Source organism: Roseobacter sp. MED193, assembly GCF_000152965.1.
GTDB lineage: Bacteria > Pseudomonadota > Alphaproteobacteria > Rhodobacterales > Rhodobacteraceae > Pseudophaeobacter.
Genome location: NZ_CH902583.1, coordinates 1,258,895 through 1,275,294, shown reverse-complemented (window position 1 = coordinate 1,275,294; position 16,400 = coordinate 1,258,895). Strand labels below are relative to the sequence as shown.

At 58.6% G+C, this 16,400-nt stretch carries 12 protein-coding genes and 1 pseudogene; 11 read left to right on the top strand and 2 right to left on the bottom strand.

Annotated elements, in window-relative coordinates; genetic code table 11:
* Positions 1-48: 48 nt before the first annotated feature.
* The 3 genes from MED193_RS08545 to MED193_RS08535 all read left to right on the top strand — a co-directional run bounded on the left by MED193_RS08545 (position 49) and on the right by MED193_RS08535 (position 2,227).
* On the top strand, positions 49-822 hold the full coding sequence (locus tag MED193_RS08545) for an EcsC family protein (RefSeq protein ID WP_009809293.1): 774 nt from the start codon (positions 49-51) through the stop codon (positions 820-822).
* A 138-nt stretch (positions 823-960) separates the two neighbouring features.
* Positions 961-1,509, top strand: a complete 549-nt coding sequence (locus MED193_RS08540) for a DUF1178 family protein (protein ID WP_009809292.1) — start codon at positions 961-963, stop codon at positions 1,507-1,509.
* A 76-nt stretch (positions 1,510-1,585) separates the two neighbouring features.
* A complete protein-coding gene (locus MED193_RS08535) occupies positions 1,586-2,227 on the top strand; it encodes an SDR family oxidoreductase (protein ID WP_009809291.1) in 642 nt (213 codons plus the stop codon).
* Positions 2,228-2,356: 129 nt separating this feature from the next.
* On the opposite strand, the gene MED193_RS08530 is transcribed toward MED193_RS08535, so the two are convergent.
* A complete protein-coding gene (locus tag MED193_RS08530) occupies positions 2,357-4,162 on the bottom strand; it encodes a trypsin-like peptidase domain-containing protein (RefSeq protein WP_009809290.1) in 1,806 nt (601 codons plus the stop codon).
* A 349-nt stretch (positions 4,163-4,511) separates the two neighbouring features.
* On the opposite strand from MED193_RS08530, the gene MED193_RS08525 reads away from it, so the two are divergent.
* The 8 genes and pseudogenes from MED193_RS08525 (at position 4,512) to folP (ending at position 15,451) form a co-directional block, all read left to right on the top strand.
* A complete protein-coding gene (locus MED193_RS08525) occupies positions 4,512-5,447 on the top strand; it encodes a glycine--tRNA ligase subunit alpha (protein WP_039966777.1) in 936 nt (311 codons plus the stop codon).
* 96 nt (positions 5,448-5,543) lie between these two features.
* Positions 5,544-6,071, top strand: coding sequence for a DUF6446 family protein (locus MED193_RS08520; RefSeq protein ID WP_009809287.1), 528 nt, complete (start codon positions 5,544-5,546; stop codon positions 6,069-6,071).
* Positions 6,072-6,153: 82 nt separating this feature from the next.
* Complete coding sequence (gene gltS, locus MED193_RS08515; RefSeq protein ID WP_009809286.1) at positions 6,154-7,365, top strand: sodium/glutamate symporter; 1,212 nt, start codon at positions 6,154-6,156, stop codon at positions 7,363-7,365.
* A gap of 9 nt (positions 7,366-7,374) precedes the next feature.
* A complete protein-coding gene (gene glyS, locus MED193_RS08510; protein ID WP_009809285.1) occupies positions 7,375-9,600 on the top strand; it encodes a glycine--tRNA ligase subunit beta in 2,226 nt (741 codons plus the stop codon).
* 315 nt (positions 9,601-9,915) lie between these two features.
* Positions 9,916-12,487: pseudogene (locus tag MED193_RS08505) on the top strand (putative PEP-binding protein).
* Positions 12,488-12,665: 178 nt separating this feature from the next.
* Positions 12,666-13,313 (top strand): cell wall hydrolase, encoded by a 648-nt coding sequence (locus MED193_RS08500; protein ID WP_009809283.1) that lies wholly within the window; start codon positions 12,666-12,668, stop codon positions 13,311-13,313.
* A gap of 225 nt (positions 13,314-13,538) precedes the next feature.
* Positions 13,539-14,459: a dihydroneopterin aldolase gene (locus MED193_RS08495; RefSeq protein ID WP_009809282.1), complete on the top strand. Its 921-nt coding sequence runs from the start codon at positions 13,539-13,541 to the stop codon at positions 14,457-14,459.
* Positions 14,456-15,451 (top strand): dihydropteroate synthase, encoded by a 996-nt coding sequence (folP, locus tag MED193_RS08490; protein WP_039966044.1) that lies wholly within the window; start codon positions 14,456-14,458, stop codon positions 15,449-15,451. The genes MED193_RS08495 and folP overlap by 4 nt, the downstream gene beginning before the upstream one ends.
* 15 nt (positions 15,452-15,466) lie before the next feature.
* Here folP and MED193_RS08485 read toward each other — a convergent pair whose 3' ends face one another.
* On the bottom strand, positions 15,467-16,372 hold the full coding sequence (locus MED193_RS08485; protein ID WP_039966042.1) for a DMT family transporter: 906 nt from the start codon (positions 16,370-16,372) through the stop codon (positions 15,467-15,469).
* Between the last annotated feature and the right edge of the window lie 28 nt (positions 16,373-16,400).

Genomic DNA, 16,400 nt, shown 5'->3' with positions numbered 1-16,400 from the left:
AACTGCTGCGATCATGGCCATCTTTTTGTCAGAGGGAGGCGAAGGGGCATGATTGAAATTCTGCAAGAACGGCGCAGCCTGTCATCGGTTGAGATCGATGCAGAGCTGGATGCGTTGGCGCGGCGCTATCAGGCGGCGAGCGGTTTGGGAGTGAATCTGCTCAACCTAATTGGCGGGCAGGTGGAGAACTTGCTGGCGCAACTCCCTTCAGGGCCGCGTGGGCAGCTCAGCCAGGCGACCGAACAGGCGCTGCATCTGGCGATGCAGGCGGCCCGCCACTCACGACGGCTGGTGCCAGGACAGTCACCCCGGATGAATCGTCTGGTCAGCACCGCGATGGGGGCGGCTGGGGGCGCGGGCGGATTGCCGGGAGCCTTGGTTGAATTGCCCGCTACCACTGCGTTTTTGCTGCGCACGATACAGGATGCGGCGTCGGCCGAAGGGTTTGATCCCAATACCGAGAGCGTGATGTTCGATTGTCTGCGTGTCTTTGCCTCTGCCGGCCCATTGGCGCGGGATGATGGCAGCGACACTGCGTTTGTTTCTTTGCGGTTTAGCCTGTCGGGCCAGGCGCTGAATCAGATCATCACCACCGTAGCCCCCCGCCTGGCCACAGCGATGGGGCACAAGCTGGCGGCGCAGTCCGTCCCCATCCTAGGAGCGGCGGCTGGGGCAACGGTGAACTACGTCTATTCGGGTTACTACCATGAGGTTGCTCTGGTGCATTTTGGCCTTCGCCGTCTGGCGATAGACGCGGACAAATCAGAAGCAGAGCTGCTGGCGGAATTTGTCGCGCGCCTTCCGCTGCAGCCTAGCCTCTAGGTTTGGCCTTGTGGCTCTTCCCTGGCAGCGGCAGCCTGTGGCTCCAGGAGGGAACCTTTCAGGGCGGAGAGAGAAATTCACCCCTTGATCTTGTATTTGTTGCCCCGTTAATCAGCAAAGCCTGCTACGAGTAAGAGAATGATAAACTACAGCCTAAAATGCGCCCAGGGCCATAGCTTTGATAGCTGGTTCCAATCCGCTTCTGCTTTTGACAAATTGTCGGCGGCGGGCATGGTGGCCTGTGCCTATTGTGGCAGCACCGAGGTGGAAAAAGCCATCATGGCGCCACGGGTGCGGACTGGGCGCAAAGCGGTGTCCGGTATTGGTGAGCCTGAGAGCAAAACACCAGAACCACAAGGCGTGCCGTCTCCTGCAGCCCCGACTGATGGCTCTGTTCCTGCGGTCGCCGCTGAGGCCCCTGGCGCTGGTCCGGGGGCGTTGAGTGGGCCTCAGAGCGGGCAGGCCGCAGAGATGGCAAAAGCCCTGGGAGAATTACGTCGTCAGGTGGAAGCCAACTCTGACTACGTTGGTAAGGATTTTGCCGATGAGGCTCGCGCTATGCATCTGGGGGATACCCCAGAACGCGCAATCTACGGGGAAGCCAAACCGGAAGAGGCCAAGGCCTTGATTGAAGACGGGATCCCAGTATTGCCCTTGCCATTTGGGCGGGGCCGGAAAACGAACTAGAGACCTGAACGGATTGGTTCGCTACAAAGCAAGCAGACAGTTGTAAGTTTTCCGACCTAGTAAGGGGCAAAGTCTGATGCATGTTGTGATTACCGGCGCTAACCGTGGGATTGGGCGCGAAATGGCCACCCAATTGACGGCAGAGGGCCATGAGGTCTCAGGAACCGCACGTGATGGGTCCTGTGATGTGGCGCTGGATGTGACAGACCCGGCGCAACAGGCGCAGTTTGCCGCCCAGCTGGGGGATCGACCCATTGACCTGCTGGTCTGCAATGCGGGTGTTTACCTTGATAAAGGTTTGCCTCTTGAGGAATACACAGCCGAGATCTGGAGCCAGAGCCTCGCTGCAAATGTGACCGGTGTCTTTCTCACCATCCAGGCACTGCTCCCCAATGTGCGTTTAGGCTCCACGCCGAAGATCGCCATCATCTCATCGCAAATGGCCAGTCATGCACGTGCGCCCGGAGGCAGCTATGCCTATCGGGCGTCAAAAGCCGCTGTGCTAAATCTCGGTCGCAATCTCTCTACCGACTTGCGGCCTGAAGGTATTGCTGTTGGCATCTATCACCCCGGTTGGGTGCGGACCGAAATGGGGGGCGATGAGGGTGACATCAGCGTGGACGAATCCGCCAGCGGTTTGATCCGGGAGTTTGATGCGCTGACGATCGAGACCACCGGTTGCTTTCACACTTGGGATGGCCGCATCCACGCCTATTGAGGGGCTTGGTCCTTCGGGGCTGCACGAAAAAGACGCTGGCGGATCTTACCGCCAGCGTCTTTTTCGTTTGTGGGCCTTCTCGCCCGTGGCTGCCAGCCAGCAGTTTTCCTGGGCCCAAGGCCTGCGCGCTTATTCCCAGCAGCTGACCAGAACGGTCATGCCAGTTGCCTGGATTACCAGGGCCTGGTTTGGCAGTGCCCCGCCTGTAGGCAGGGACGACTGAACAGCCAGTCCGGCAGCATCCATGGCGTTGCGAATGGTCTCGGCATTGACTGCAAAACTTACATCAGCTGGAAGCTGGCGCCCCTGTGCCGACTGGGGCAGCAACATACCAAGCACCGCACCTGACGTATCGACCACTGGCCCGCCCGCATCGCCGGGTTGCGCCGTAAGTGCTAGACGCGCAACACGGGTGTCGCCCTCTAGGCTTTTGACATCAGCCAGCTTGCCCCAGGTGAGGCTAGGGGCCCCAAGGACACCTTCATAAGAAAAGCCGGAAACGGCGACCTCAGATTGCAGGCGCGGGCTTTGCGGGCTCAACGCAGCCACGGCCATCGGAGCCAGAGACTGGGTTGGACGCAGCAGCGCCATACCGGACTGGCTGTCATTGGTCAGAACCTCAGCTGGGTAGCCGTGGTCCAGTGTGACCCTGGTGCAGCCTTGCACAACATCTGCGGTTGTCACAACGACGCCATCCGCGCTGACAAAAAAGCCTGACCGGGACATCCTGGGCTTGCGAATTTCCAATCCAGATAGCAGATCAATATCCTGCTGAATATCGGCACCAGCAGCATCATCAAGGACTCCATCAGTGCGCTCAAAGCTGGCCTGCATGGCGCCTAGAACGCGGGTGCGACGGGCCTCGTCTCCGGCGGGCCAAAGCAGGGTGAAGCCTTTGATCTCACCGTTTTTGACGCTGGCCTGAGTAAAGGAAACAAATCGGCTGTTGCGGCCCTCCAGGGTGAAGCTGGTATCGGCGCGCTCACGCGGGCCTTCCAACGGCACAATCTCCAGGGTCTGCATGATGTCATAAAGGCCATAGAGCGTGCTCTTGTCGCCGCGCTGACTGATCAACAACACCCGGACACCCAGATCGCCGGTGCTGTCGTAATGGGCAAAGGGAGGCTCATATCTATTAAAAGCCACCTCGCCAGCGGGGATTTCCAGCGAAATACCAGCCTGTTGATCGGTGATCCGGCGCATGCCGACCGAAATCAGCGGCGCGTTATAGTCATCCAACAGGACCTGACGCTGGGCTGTGGTCAGAACGCCGGTGATGTCAAAACCCTTGGCGGCTTGCCAGTCTGACATGGAGCGACGGGTGCCGCGGCCAAAGGCGCCATCAATGGCTGAAGCATAGAACCCGGCGGCCTTGAGGGCGATTTGCAGGTCTTTGCGTTCATCACGGCTCAAAGCCCGCTCACTGCGCCGGGCCTCGGCGGGGCTTTCATCGGGCAGGGTCGGGGTGGGGGGCACAATCACCACAGGTTCTGCCGTCACTGTTTCAACAGCAGCTTCGGCGGTTTCCGTCGCAGCGGGGACTGTAGCCTGTGGGGCCTGTGCCGGCTGAGTTGCCTGTGCTGCGTCGTCACCCAAGGGGTAGAACTGATTGCGCAGGTTATTGGGAAGGGCGATAAAGCTGTCGCGCGGGATTTGCCCTTCAGAGCGATAGACTTGCAACACCCGATTCGCATCTTCGCGGGTATAGGGACCGATCAGGACGCCGTACCAGCCACCGCCAAGGGAAAAACCGGCAACATCCGGGATCTTGGCCGCAAAAACCTGTGCCTCTTGATTGGCGGAAGCGAGGGTGGGACGCGCCGCCACCTGAATCCAGACCGTATCCTGTGGATTTTGCTGCGCCTGCGCCGGTGCAATGAGGAGAATGGTAAGCGCATTGAGCGACAGGACCAATGCGGCAATCAATTTTTTCATTATCAGGACCCTATCCCGGTAGACCAAATTATTGCCGCGCAGATAAGCATTTTACGGCAGCAAAGGAAACGCCCCTTGCAGGGGGGAATTCCCCACTTGATGCAGCAATCTGGTGATTATGACCTTAATGCCACGGCAAAATGTCATGTTGAGACGCCCATTCTTCCGCCAAGCGGGCCGCTTGACCCTTATTGCCAAAGAACTGACCCTGGTTCTGCGCTTCTAGCCGTTGACCCTGCCGGGGGGCTTGCATAGGAAGAAACCCGCATTTGCTGCTTATACGAGGGATTTGGACATGACCGAAACCGCCACTAAGACCGACGGTCAGACCGTGGGGCAGACACCCGCGATGACAGCTGGTGAGACCAGATCCACTCCGCGCTCTTTCCAAGAGATCATTTTGCGACTGCAAAGTTATTGGGCCTCCAAGGGCTGCGCCATCATGCAGCCCTATGATATGGAGGTTGGGGCCGGCACTTTCCACCCAGCGACCACGCTACGCTCGCTTGGCAGCAAGCCCTGGGCGGCGGCCTATGTGCAGCCCTCGCGCCGCCCGACTGATGGGCGTTACGGCGAAAACCCCAACCGGTTGCAGCACTATTACCAGTTCCAGGCGCTGATCAAACCCAGCCCGCCCAATCTTCAAGAGCTCTACCTCGGTAGTCTTGAGGCTATCGGTGTAGACATGGCTCTGCATGATATCCGTTTTGTTGAGGACGACTGGGAAAGCCCGACACTGGGCGCTTGGGGGCTGGGCTGGGAAGTCTGGTGTGACGGTATGGAAGTCAGCCAGTTCACCTATTTCCAGCAGGTTGGTGGCCATGACTGTCACCCGGTCTCGGGTGAGCTGACCTATGGTCTGGAGCGTCTGGCCATGTATGTGCTAGGGGTCGATCACGTGATGGACATGCCCTTTAATGACCCGAATGCGCCCATCCCGCTGACCTATGGCGATGTCTTCAAACAGACCGAAGAAGAATATGCCCGTTGGAACTTTGATGTGGCCAACACGGATGTTTTGCTGCGCCACTTTGAGGAGGCCGAGGCCGAATGTGCCACTATTCTGGCGCAAGAGCACGACGACCCCAAGACCGGCAAGCGTATCATCATGGCGCATCCCGCCTATGATCAATGTATCAAGGCCAGCCATATCTTCAATCTGCTGGACGCGCGCGGGGTGATCTCGGTGACAGAACGCCAGGCCTATATCGGCCGCGTGCGCAATCTGGCCAAACAATGTGCAGACGCCTTTGTACAAACCAGTGCCGGCGGTTCTGTCGGCTAAACTGCTGTTTTTAAGCGTAACGACCTACCAATTCAGCGGTTTGCCCGAAACGGGGCGTTGGATATCGGGCTGGCTAGAAAAAGAGGGCTATTGCCAATGTTGGGTAAGTTTCTTGCAATTGTACTGGTGGTTTCTGGCCTCGCGGCGGGCGGTGCCATGTATTACCTACAGGTCTATGGCTACTATGATGAAGTGGCCCTGCAACCGGGAGAGGACGTGGTTTTGCTGCCTCTTGGAGCGCAGACGCCCAAACCGATTGCCTATGGGGACTTTCAAGCGATTGATGCGGGCAGTTCCCCTATTCGGTATCGTGCTTGTTTCACCACATCGCTGAAACCAGAGGCATTGGCTCAACTGTTTCAGGTGTCAGACCAAAAAAACCCGCGCAACGCCCCGGGTTGGTTTGACTGTTTCGATGCCGAGGCCATCGGCGAGTCCTTAAAGGCGGGAACCGCGACGGCCTTTATCTCAGTCAAGAATATCTCTTATGGGGTCGACCGCATCGTTGCAGTGACTGACCAGGGGCTGGGATTTGTTTGGCATGAGCTGAACGCCTGCGGTGAAAAAGCCTACGACGGCACCGTTGTCGGGGAAACCTGTCCTCCGCGCCCGCAGGAAAACTGACTGATCCACAATCTGACGCAAAGTCAGTACTGCCCAAGCAAAGGCAAGGGAAGCGCAGTGCAATTGGCAAGAGAAGAAGGCCATGACGGAAACTGTAATCACTATTCCTGATTTCATCTCAGTGACGCTTGGCTTTGCTGTTTTTCTTCTTGGCGCTCAGCTCAACAGTCGTCTGCAGATCCTGCGGCGCTATAGTATTCCGGAGGCCGTAACCGGTGGTTTGCTCACAGCCGCGGCTGTGATGTTTATCTATGATTTTTCGGGATGGAAAATCAGCTTTGAGATGGGAAGCCGGGATTTGTTTCTGGTGCTTTTCTTTGCGGCAATCGGACTGAATGCACGGCTGTCGGATCTCTTGGCGGGGGGGAAACCACTGGCCATTTTGCTGGTTCTGACCTTTCTGACAATCCTGGCGCAAAATGTGATTGGCGCGGCGGGAGCTGTTGCCTTTGGCTACCCTGCTCAGGCGGGTGTGCTGATGGGCTCTGCGGCGCTGATTGGCGGCCATGGCACCGCGATTGCCTGGGCACCGGAGGTGGCAATGGTTACCGGGCTGGCCGGTGCGCCCGAACTTGGCGTGGCGGTGGCTACTTTAGGTTTGGTGCTGGCAGCCTTAGTTGGCGGGCCAATTGCTCGGCGATTGATCACGCGCCATGGATTGACCCCCAACCGTCCAGAAGAAGAACACACCATCGGGGTTGCCGATGATGAGACGGGGAGCGCGGTGATCGATCACCTGGCCTTGATCCGGGTGATGCTCTACCTCAATTTGGCAATTATCCTTGGCTACGCCCTGCATGCGTTGACGCAGGTGGCGGGGCTGAAGCTGCCGCTCTTTGTCCCCTGTCTGGTGTCTGGAATTGTTCTGGCCAATCTGCGGGCGCTCATAGCGCCAAAGGCTCCACCTGTGGCGCGCACCCCCGCGTTGGCCCTGGTGTCTGAATTCTCGCTCGGGACGTTTCTGGCCATGTCCTTGATGAGTCTGCAACTTTGGACGATTGCCGATCTTGGTTTGGTAATCATGGCGATTTTGGTTGCACAGACCCTTTTTGCGGTGGCTTTTGTGCTTTTTGTTCTGTTCCCCCTGCTGGGCCGCAATTATCGCGCAGCTGTGCTTTCAGCAGGATTTGGCGGTTTTGCCCTTGGGGCAACCCCCACAGCCATTGCAAATATGACCGCAGTAACCAAACGCTATGGACCCTCTCCTATTGCTTTTGTAGTACTGCCCCTGGTTTCCGCCTTTTTCGTGGATATCGCCAATGCCATCGTCATCCAGGCGATTGTGAACTTCTGAGGACCCCAGATGCCCGACCTGCTGATTGAACTGTTTTCCGAGGAAATCCCGGCCCGCATGCAGGCGCGTGCGGCGGAGGATCTGAAAAAGCGCATGACCGATGGTCTGGTCGAAGCGGGGCTCACCTATGCGGGGGCTGCGGCTTTCTCGACCCCGCGCCGCTTGACCCTGGCGCTGGAAGGCCTGCTGGCCGAAAGCCCTACCGTGCGCGAAGAGCGAAAGGGGCCCAAAGTCGGCGCGCCGGACAAGGCAATCGAGGGCTTTTTGCGCGGCGCTGGGCTGACGCGCGATCAGCTGGAAGAACGTGAGACCCCCAAAGGTGCTGTCTATTTTGCTTTGATCGAAAAGCCAGGTCGCCCTGCTGCCGAGATCATTGCTGAGGTTCTGGAAGCCACCATTCGAAATTTCCCCTGGCCCAAATCCATGCGTTGGGGCGCGGGATCTTTGCGCTGGGTACGCCCATTGCATTCGATCCTGTGCCAGCTCAGCGATGAAAATGGATCCGAGGTGGTACCGCTGGAGATCGACGGGATCAAAGCGGGCACTGTGACACAGGGCCATCGCTTTATGGCGCCGGGTGAGATCACAGTGAGTGGGTTTGAGGACTACGCCGCCAAACTGAAGCGTGCCAATGTGGTACTGGACCCTGTCGAGCGCCAAGAGGCGATCTGGCAGGAGGCCGGCAATCAGGCCTTTGCCCGTGGGCTGGAACTGGTCGAGGACAAGGGGCTTCTGGCTGAGGTTGCCGGGCTGGTGGAATGGCCGGTGGTACTGCTGGGAGATATCGACGCGGAATTTCTAGAGCTGCCGCCTGAGGTGCTGCAGACTTCGATGAAGGAACACCAGAAGTTTTTCTCGGTGAAAAACCCCAAGACCGGGCGGATCGAGGGCTTTTTCACTGTTGCCAACCGCGAAACTGCGGATCAGGGGGCGACCATTCTGGCGGGCAATCAAAAGGTCCTGTCGGCGCGTCTGGCCGATGCCAAGTTCTTTTGGGAGAATGACCTGCGCGTTGCCAAATCGGAAACCGGCATGGAGGCCTGGACTGGGCAGCTGAGCAATGTGACTTTCCACAATAAGCTGGGCACGCAGGCCGAACGCATTGACCGCATTGCCGCCCTGGCACGCGAGATTGCACCGGTCGTTGGCGCCGATGCCGATCTGGCTGAACAGGCGGCACGGGTGGCTAAGGCGGATCTCAGCTCCGAGATGGTCTATGAATTCCCCGAGCTGCAGGGGCTGATGGGGCGGTATTACGCCGAGGCCGCAGGTCTGCCGCAGGAGGTCGCCAATGCCTGCGAAATGCACTATTCCCCCTTAGGCCCATCGGATGATGTTCCAACCGAGCCGGTTTCGGTCGCCGTAGCGCTGGCGGATAAGCTGGATACATTGACTGGGTTCTGGGCTATTGACGAAAAACCCACGGGCTCCAAAGACCCCTTTGCCCTACGCCGCGCCGCGCTGGGCGTGATCCGGCTGGTGTTGGAAAATAACGCGCGGATGTCTCTTGATCGGTTTTTTGACGGGCAATTGCTCCGGATTGAAAGTGCGTTGGATGCCTCTTTGCCTGATGCGGGGATTGCCTCCCTGCTGAAGGAGATTGCAGAGCACGGTGTCTTTGGCGCCGCCTTCCGGGTGGTTCGTGACCGTCTTGGTGAGAACGCAGAGCGGGCCTTTTTGGATCTTGAAACAAAGGTGCCGGATCTGTCGGATGATCTTCTGTCCTTCTTCCATGATCGCCTGAAAGTCTTCCTGCGCGATCAGGGCATTCGTCATGATGTGATTGACGCCTGCATTGCCATGGCGGGCAATGACGATCTGACCCTTCTGGTGAAACGCGCGCGTGCGCTGGAGGATTTCCTCAATTCCGAGGATGGCACAAACCTGTTGCAGGGCTTTAAGCGGGCCAACAATATCCTGACCCAGGCGGAAGAGAAAGACGGGGTGGAATATTCCTACGGGGCGGATGTGAAATTTGCCGAGGACGACAGCGAAAAGGCGCTGTTTGCGGCGCTTGAGGCGAGCGAGGGAGCGATCTCCGCGGCCATCGAGGCCGAGGATTTCGCGGCCGCAATGGGCGGCATGGCGGCGTTGCGTGGCCCTGTAGATGCATTCTTTGAAGCGGTGCAGGTGAATTCGGACAAAGAGGTTGTCCGCCGCAACCGGTTGAACCTGCTGAGCCAAATCCGCAAGGTCTGTGGGCAGGTCGCAGATCTGAGCCGTATCGAGGCCTGATTTTGATCTGATGTAAAATTTGCGGGGCTGCGCTTAGGCGCGGCCCTTTTTCTTTTGCTGGGGAAGCGTTTCAGGGTCAGATCTGCCCCTGAAAGCGCCTGAGCAATTATGGGAGGGCCAAAGCCCGCCTCAAGGCTGACCCCTGCCCGGGGCAGGGCCGCTTTCGCGGGCCTTGACCCGTTCTTTGGCCCGAGGGACAGCGGCATATGCTGTGGTATCGAAGAGATCCTGAGGGAATTTCCTCTTTGGCTTAGGGCTTGGGCCTTGCGATGTTGCTGCCCGTGCTTATGCTGCAGGCAACTAAAAGGTGCCGCAGTGCAGAAAAACCATGTCTGATACCCCGCTTGCTTCGTTGATCACCGCCACAGCACCGATTGAGGCGGCAAAGCACGGTGGCCGCGCCAAGTGTCTGCAGCGCCTGGTGCGGTTGGACCTGCCTGTTCCCTGTACTGTGGCTCTGTCTTTTGCTGCGGTGCAGAGGGCAGCGGCGGGAGATCTGCCAGATATCCGCGCCATCCTATCTGAGTTTTCTGAGGATGCGCTGCTCTGTGTGAGACCCTCCTCTGAGGTGCCAGATTGGGGCGGACCTAGTGCGATTCTGAATATCGGTATGAATGATGCACGCTATGTGTCGTTGAGCGAGACCCTGGGGGCCGCAGCTGCGTCCTCACTGTATTTGCGGTTTGTGCAGTCCTATGCGGTGCATGTGGCCCGGCTGGACCCAGATGTTTTTGACGATGTCGAGGATGGCGGGCCGGATGCGCTGCGCGAAATCTTGCAGGCCTATGAGGCAGAGACCGACGAGGTTTTCCCGCAGGATCCCGGGGAACAACTGGCGGCTGTCTTGCGATCTATGGCCCGGGCCTGGGAGGGGACTTCGGCACGCCTGCTGCGGCAGGCCAAGGGGGCGCCAGCGGATGCAGGCCTGGGGCTGGTGGTGCAGGAGATGATTCCTGGCTTGGGCCAGGGGGAATGTGGCTCTGGCGTCTTGCAGCTGGTGGATTCAGATACTGGGCTGCCGCAGTTGACTGGTCGTTATCTGAGCCAGAGCCAGGGCCGCGAGGCCCTGGGCGCAGGCACAGAGGCGTTGTTTCTGGAAAAAGACGCACGCGGTCCCTCGCTAGAGGAACAGGCGCCAGAGGCCTTTGCCTCGCTCAAGGCGGATGCGGCGTTGATGCGGGAACGGCTGCGTGAAGAGATGCAGGTAGAATTTGTGATCCAGAATGGCGATGTGCATATTCTGGATGGGGTACGGGTGCTGCGCTCATCGCGGGCGGCGGTGCGGATTGCCGTGGCTCTAGCGCAGGACGGGATCATTCCGCCGCATGAGGCGGTGATGCGGGTGGATGCCCATGTGTTGAATGAGCTGCTACACCGTCAGGTGGCGCCAGGGGCTCAGCGGGACGTCATTGGCTCGGGTATCGCGGCCAGCCCCGGCGCGGCGACAGGGCAACTGGTGTTTACGGCGGCAGATGCTCAGGCGAGTGCTGCCCGTGGCGAACCCTGCATCTTGGTGCGGCGCGAGACCTCGCCAGAGGATGTGCGCGGCATGCATGCCTCTGTGGCGGTTTTGACCGGGAAGGGCGGCATGACCAGCCATGCGGCGGTGATCGGCCGTGGGCTTGGCCTGCCGAGTATCGTCGGCGCCTCTGATATGAAATTTGATTCTCGTAAGAAACAGCTGGTTAGCGCCCAAGGCCGGGTCTTTCGTTCAGGCGACATTGTGACCATCGATGGCAGCAGTGGCGAAGTTCTGGCAGGAGAGCCAGAAATGTTGGAGGCTGCACAAGACGATGCCTTTCAGGCACTATTGGCCTGGGCGGACGAGGCGCGCGACATTGGAATTCGGGCCAATGCTGATACCCCCGCAGATGCGCAGACCGCGCGAAATTTCAATGCGCAGGGCATCGGGCTGTGCCGGACCGAACATATGTTTTTTGATCCTGGTCGCCTAACCGTGATGCGCGAGATGATCTTTGCCGATACCTCCAGCGGTCGCGCGGCTGTTTTGGCGCGGCTTTTGCCGATGCAGCGCGAAGATTTTCTTGAGCTGTTTCGTATTATGGAGGGGCTGCCTGTCTGCATTCGCTTGTTTGACCCGCCATTGCATGAATTCCTGCCAACCTCCAAATCGGGCCAACGCGAACTCTCGGAGGCACTCGACATCCCCGTGAGCGATGTCACCCGGCGGGTGGAAGAAATGGCGGAATATAATCCGATGTTGGGCCTACGCGGGGTGCGACTAGGCGTCACCGTGCCTGAGATCTACGATATGCAGGCGCGGGCGATCTTTGAAGCCACTGTTTTGGCCTCCAAAGATGGGGCCCCCGTGGTGCCTGAGGTGATGATCCCACTGGTCTCTGCCAAGCGTGAGGTGGAATTGGTGAAGGCGCGGATTGATGCCGTTGCCGCAGCCGTCGCTGCCGAACAGGGGCAAAGCTTTGAATACCGTCTGGGGGTCATGGTTGAGACCCCCAGAGCGGCCCTGCGTGCCGACGAGATTGCTCAACACACGTCGTTTCTGAGCTTTGGGACCAACGATCTTACGCAGATGACCTATGGGTTGTCGCGCGATGATGCGGGTCGGTTTATGTCCAACTATGTGCAACAGGGGGTCTTTGCAGAAGATCCCTTCCATGTGCTGGATGTGGACGGTGTTGGCGAGCTGCTGAAGCTGGGCGTTCAGCGGGGCCGCGGGGCAAATCCGGAGGTCACCCTGTCGATCTGTGGAGAGCACGGCGGCAACCCCGAATCGATTGCCTTTTGCCGTGAGGCTGGCTTTGACTACGTGTCCTGTTCGCCCTTCCGGGTTCCAGTGGTTAGATTGGCAGCAGCCCAGCTGGCGATTGGCGAAAAAACCGGCACTGTCTCTCCAACATACATATAAAATTAAGAAAAACTTGTTTTTTCCTGTCGCGACACAGCCAGGTCTGTGATCGCCCCTAGCGGCGCGTTTTGCGCTTAGAAGCCCCAGAACTGGACGTTTTGCCAGAATGTGGTTAAAGGGAGCGATCACATCGGACTGGGGAGGCCGTGTGCAAGTGGACAATTTGAGGATCCTTGACATGAAATTCCTGACCTTGGCTGCCCTGCTGGCGGCAACAACATTGACGGGACAAATGGCCAAGGCCGAAACCGGCTTGAGCGCCCTTTTCAAGCGCGAGCAATCGACCCTGAACACAGTTCCTGGCGCGCGCCTGTCCAGCTTCTTGGGGTTTAAAATTCGCCCCAAGACAACCAAACCTGCGGAGATTACTTTCTCTAAGGCCTGGTTGGATGAGCAGCCTGTGGCCACCGGAGACGAAAATTTCGCCTGCCTTGCTGAGGCGCTGTATTTTGAAGCACGTGGCGAGACGGTCAAAGGCCAATTTGCTGTGGCTGAGGTGATAATGAACCGGGTCAATTCCGCGCAGTTTCCCAACTCGCTTTGTGGTGTGATCAATCAGGGAACCGGACGGCGCTATCAGTGCCAGTTCACCTATACCTGTGATGGCCACGAGGAGGTGATACGGGAGAAAAACGCCTATGTTCGGGGTGCCAAAATCGCGCGGATGGTGATCGATGGGGCTGCGCCCGATCTGACCCAGGGGGCAACCTATTATCACACCACGGCAGTCAGCCCGCGCTGGAGCCGCAGCTTCACCAAAACCACCCGCATCGGTGTACATTTGTTTTACCGCGATGATCGCTACCGCACCGCCTCGAGCGAGTGAGGGGCTAAGCTTGCAGTCACAAGGGGTGATCCGCCTTTCGGGGGTGGTGGCTAAACGGTTGGAAAAGCAAGATCGCCATGGCTTAGCAGGGTAAAACACCTGTCACGCCGCATTCTGGGCCTAGTCTGGCGTTAGCGGGCCTGTTAAGGCACGGTCAAATGCGTAGAGTGTGGTCTACGTGTCGAATGACGTCAAAGTTCTTGCCAGCCAAAGGCCCGATTTACCATGTCTTCAGATGTCCGCCTTGCCTTTGAGCATCCCTCTGAACGAGCCGCCGCTACGGCCAAGCCTGGTCCTCTGGACCGGATTTCATTGCGGGATCATCTGGTAGAGGTCGAGATTGGTGCCTTTCAGGCCGAGCGCGGCAATACCCAGCGGATCAGCTTTAACGTTGTTGTAGAGGTGACGCCGCCGCCCGCAGATCTGGATGATGATGTGGATCGTATCCTGTCCTATGACAAGGTGACGGAAGCCATCGCATATGAATTGGCGGCTGAGCGGCTCAACCTGCTGGAAACCCTGGCAGAACGTGTAGCGGAACGCATCCTGCAAGAACCCCAGGCGGTGCGGGTTTTTGTGCGCATTGAAAAACTGGACCGTGGCCCAGGTGCATTGGGGGTGGAGATCGTCCGCTCTACTGATCAAGTCAGCCACTCCGTCGAAGAGGACGAGCCGCCGCATCCGCGCCTGATGTATCTGTCAAACGAGGCGATCGAGAGTGCGAATTTCAAAGCCTGGATCGATCAGATGGAAAGCCGCCAGCGTCCGCTGATTCTCTGCGTCGGTGCGCATCCGCTTGAGGCGCCCCAAACTGGTCACAAGATGACACAGCGTCGAATTGATTTACTTTCTATCGAACAAAATGCCTGGCGCCTGGCCGCCAAGGATGATCGTTGCGTGGTTGTTGCCACCCGCACCGAGCTTGATTGGGCTATGAAAAATGGGCAAATTTGCGTCTGGGCCCCGTCCAAAATTGTTCTGGACGCTGTGGATGGCCCCTCGGCGGCTCCTTCTGAATCGGTTGCATTGGCCGCCTGGTTTGCGGCAACCTTTGAGGCGGGCGAAATGATTGTTATTGGCGCTGAGTCTCCTGATAGCCCGCAGGTGCCGCTGCGCGTCGTCAATGTGGAGCAGACCCAGTTGTGATGTATTACCGGCCACTGGTACGGCATGGCGAGACCCGCCCCGAAGGGGCATTGCCGCTTGCAGGTGGCTCGCTTTGGTTTTCAGAAGTGGAACTGCTGACTCGCGAGGCACCGCCGCGGATTGTGCCGGTTGGGCTGGTTCCGGCTGAGGTTCGCCATAGGCTGACCTTCCGGCGTGCCGCCATCGCGGGCCTGGATATGACCCGCCCCAAAATCATGGGTATTCTGAACGTAACGCCAGATAGTTTTTCCGACGGCGGTCGTCATGCGGGTGTGGATGCGGGGGTCGAAGCGGCGCAACGAATGATGGCGGAAGGGACTGATATTCTCGATATCGGCGGTGAATCCACCCGACCTGGCGCGGCTTTCGTGCCAGAAGACGAAGAAATCGCTCGCACCAGCCCGGTGATTGCCGCTATTCGCACCATATCCGAAGTGCCGATCTCGATTGACACCCGCAAAGCCTCCGTGGCGATGGAGGCATTGGATGCGGGGGCGCAGCTGGTCAATGATGTGTCTGGTTTCACCTTTGATGCCGCGCTGGCCCCGCTGGCGGCCCAGGCCGGTGCCCCGGTATGTGTGATGCATTCGCAGGGTGACCCTGAAACCATGCAGAATGATCCCCGCTATGACCACGTGCTGCTCGATGTCTATGATTACCTGGAACAGCAGGTGGACCGGCTGGAAGCAACGGGGATCCTGCGGGATCAGATCGTGGTTGATCCCGGCATAGGGTTTGGCAAAACTCAGGCGCATAATCTGACCCTTCTCAAGGGGTTGAGCCTGTTTCATGGGCTGGGGTGCCCGATTTTGTTGGGCGTGTCGCGCAAGCGGTTTATTGGTGACATTGGGCAGGAGCCTCAGGCGGACAAACGCGCACCGGGCTCCATCGCGGTGGCCCTGGCCGGGGTGGCCAATGGGGTGCAGATGCTGCGTGTGCATGATGTCGCTGAAACTGCTCAGGCTCTTCGTCTGTGGCAGGCCACGCGGTAGGCCAAGCGCTAAACCCTACGAGGATTTTCCAAATAGCCGGGTCAAGGCGCCCCATTGGCTGATGCAAAGCCCGCTGAGGATCAAAACCATCGCCAAGAGCATTGAACTGGGCAGCGCTTCCTCCAGAAAGACAGCCCCCAGAACAACAGCCCAGACTGGCACCTGGTAGTTGGTCAGGGTCATAAAGGTCGGTCCGGCTTCGCGCACCACGATGACTCGCAGAAAATTGGCTGCCGCTGTTGGGATCAGCCCGAGCAGGGCGATGATTGCGAGGGTTTGTCCATCCGGCATCGCTGGCGGGCCCTCTATGGCCCAGGCGGTGGGCAGGATGATCGCAGCGCCAATCACCAGCAAAACTGCGGCGAGGCCGAGAGGATCCACCGGCGGCAGACGGCGCGTGAGGATGGAGCTGACAGCATAGCAGCCGGCAGCTGAAATGCAGGCAAGACGGCCCCAAAGCTCCAGCCCGGAGCTACTGCTCTCAAAGGCCTTTCCTCCGATCAAGATAGCGACGCCGACAAAGCCGATCACAAACCCAAGGGTGCGGCGCAAGACCATCTGTTCGCCTGGGACAAACAGATGTGCCAAAGGGAGGACGATGAGCGGGATAGCGGCCATGCTGAGGCCAGTAAACCCAGCAGAAACATGCTGCTGCCCCCAATTGATCAGCATAAAGGGCAGGGCGGTACTGAAGGTGCCAATCACGAGCACCGCGCGCCAGCTGGCCTCTCCCTTGAACAGGGTGAAGCCGCGCCAAGCCCAAATCGCGCCAAGCAAGACTGAAGCAAACCCGATACGCCCGGCAGCAAGCCAAAAGGGTGTCATCCCCTCGAGAGCAAATTTGATCAGCGGAAAAGTCCCGCCCCAGACAAACCCGAGCGTGGCGATCATCAGCCAGTATTTTGCCATTCGATCTGGCATAGATTCTGCGCTCCTATTAGGTCTGCAC

Coding starts and splice junctions, on each gene's coding strand:
- MED193_RS08500 (WP_009809283.1), top strand. CDS start 12,666: ATGAAATTCCTGACCTTGGCTGCCCTGCTGGCGGCAACAACATTGACG.
- MED193_RS08530 (WP_009809290.1), bottom strand. CDS start 4,162: ATGAAAAAATTGATTGCCGCATTGGTCCTGTCGCTCAATGCGCTTACC.
- glyS (WP_009809285.1), top strand. CDS start 7,375: ATGCCCGACCTGCTGATTGAACTGTTTTCCGAGGAAATCCCGGCCCGC.
- MED193_RS08535 (WP_009809291.1), top strand. CDS start 1,586: ATGCATGTTGTGATTACCGGCGCTAACCGTGGGATTGGGCGCGAAATG.
- MED193_RS08485 (WP_039966042.1), bottom strand. CDS start 16,372: ATGCCAGATCGAATGGCAAAATACTGGCTGATGATCGCCACGCTCGGG.
- MED193_RS08540 (WP_009809292.1), top strand. CDS start 961: ATGATAAACTACAGCCTAAAATGCGCCCAGGGCCATAGCTTTGATAGC.
- MED193_RS08545 (WP_009809293.1), top strand. CDS start 49: ATGATTGAAATTCTGCAAGAACGGCGCAGCCTGTCATCGGTTGAGATC.
- MED193_RS08520 (WP_009809287.1), top strand. CDS start 5,544: ATGTTGGGTAAGTTTCTTGCAATTGTACTGGTGGTTTCTGGCCTCGCG.
- MED193_RS08495 (WP_009809282.1), top strand. CDS start 13,539: ATGTCTTCAGATGTCCGCCTTGCCTTTGAGCATCCCTCTGAACGAGCC.
- gltS (WP_009809286.1), top strand. CDS start 6,154: ATGACGGAAACTGTAATCACTATTCCTGATTTCATCTCAGTGACGCTT.
- MED193_RS08525 (WP_039966777.1), top strand. CDS start 4,512: ATGACAGCTGGTGAGACCAGATCCACTCCGCGCTCTTTCCAAGAGATC.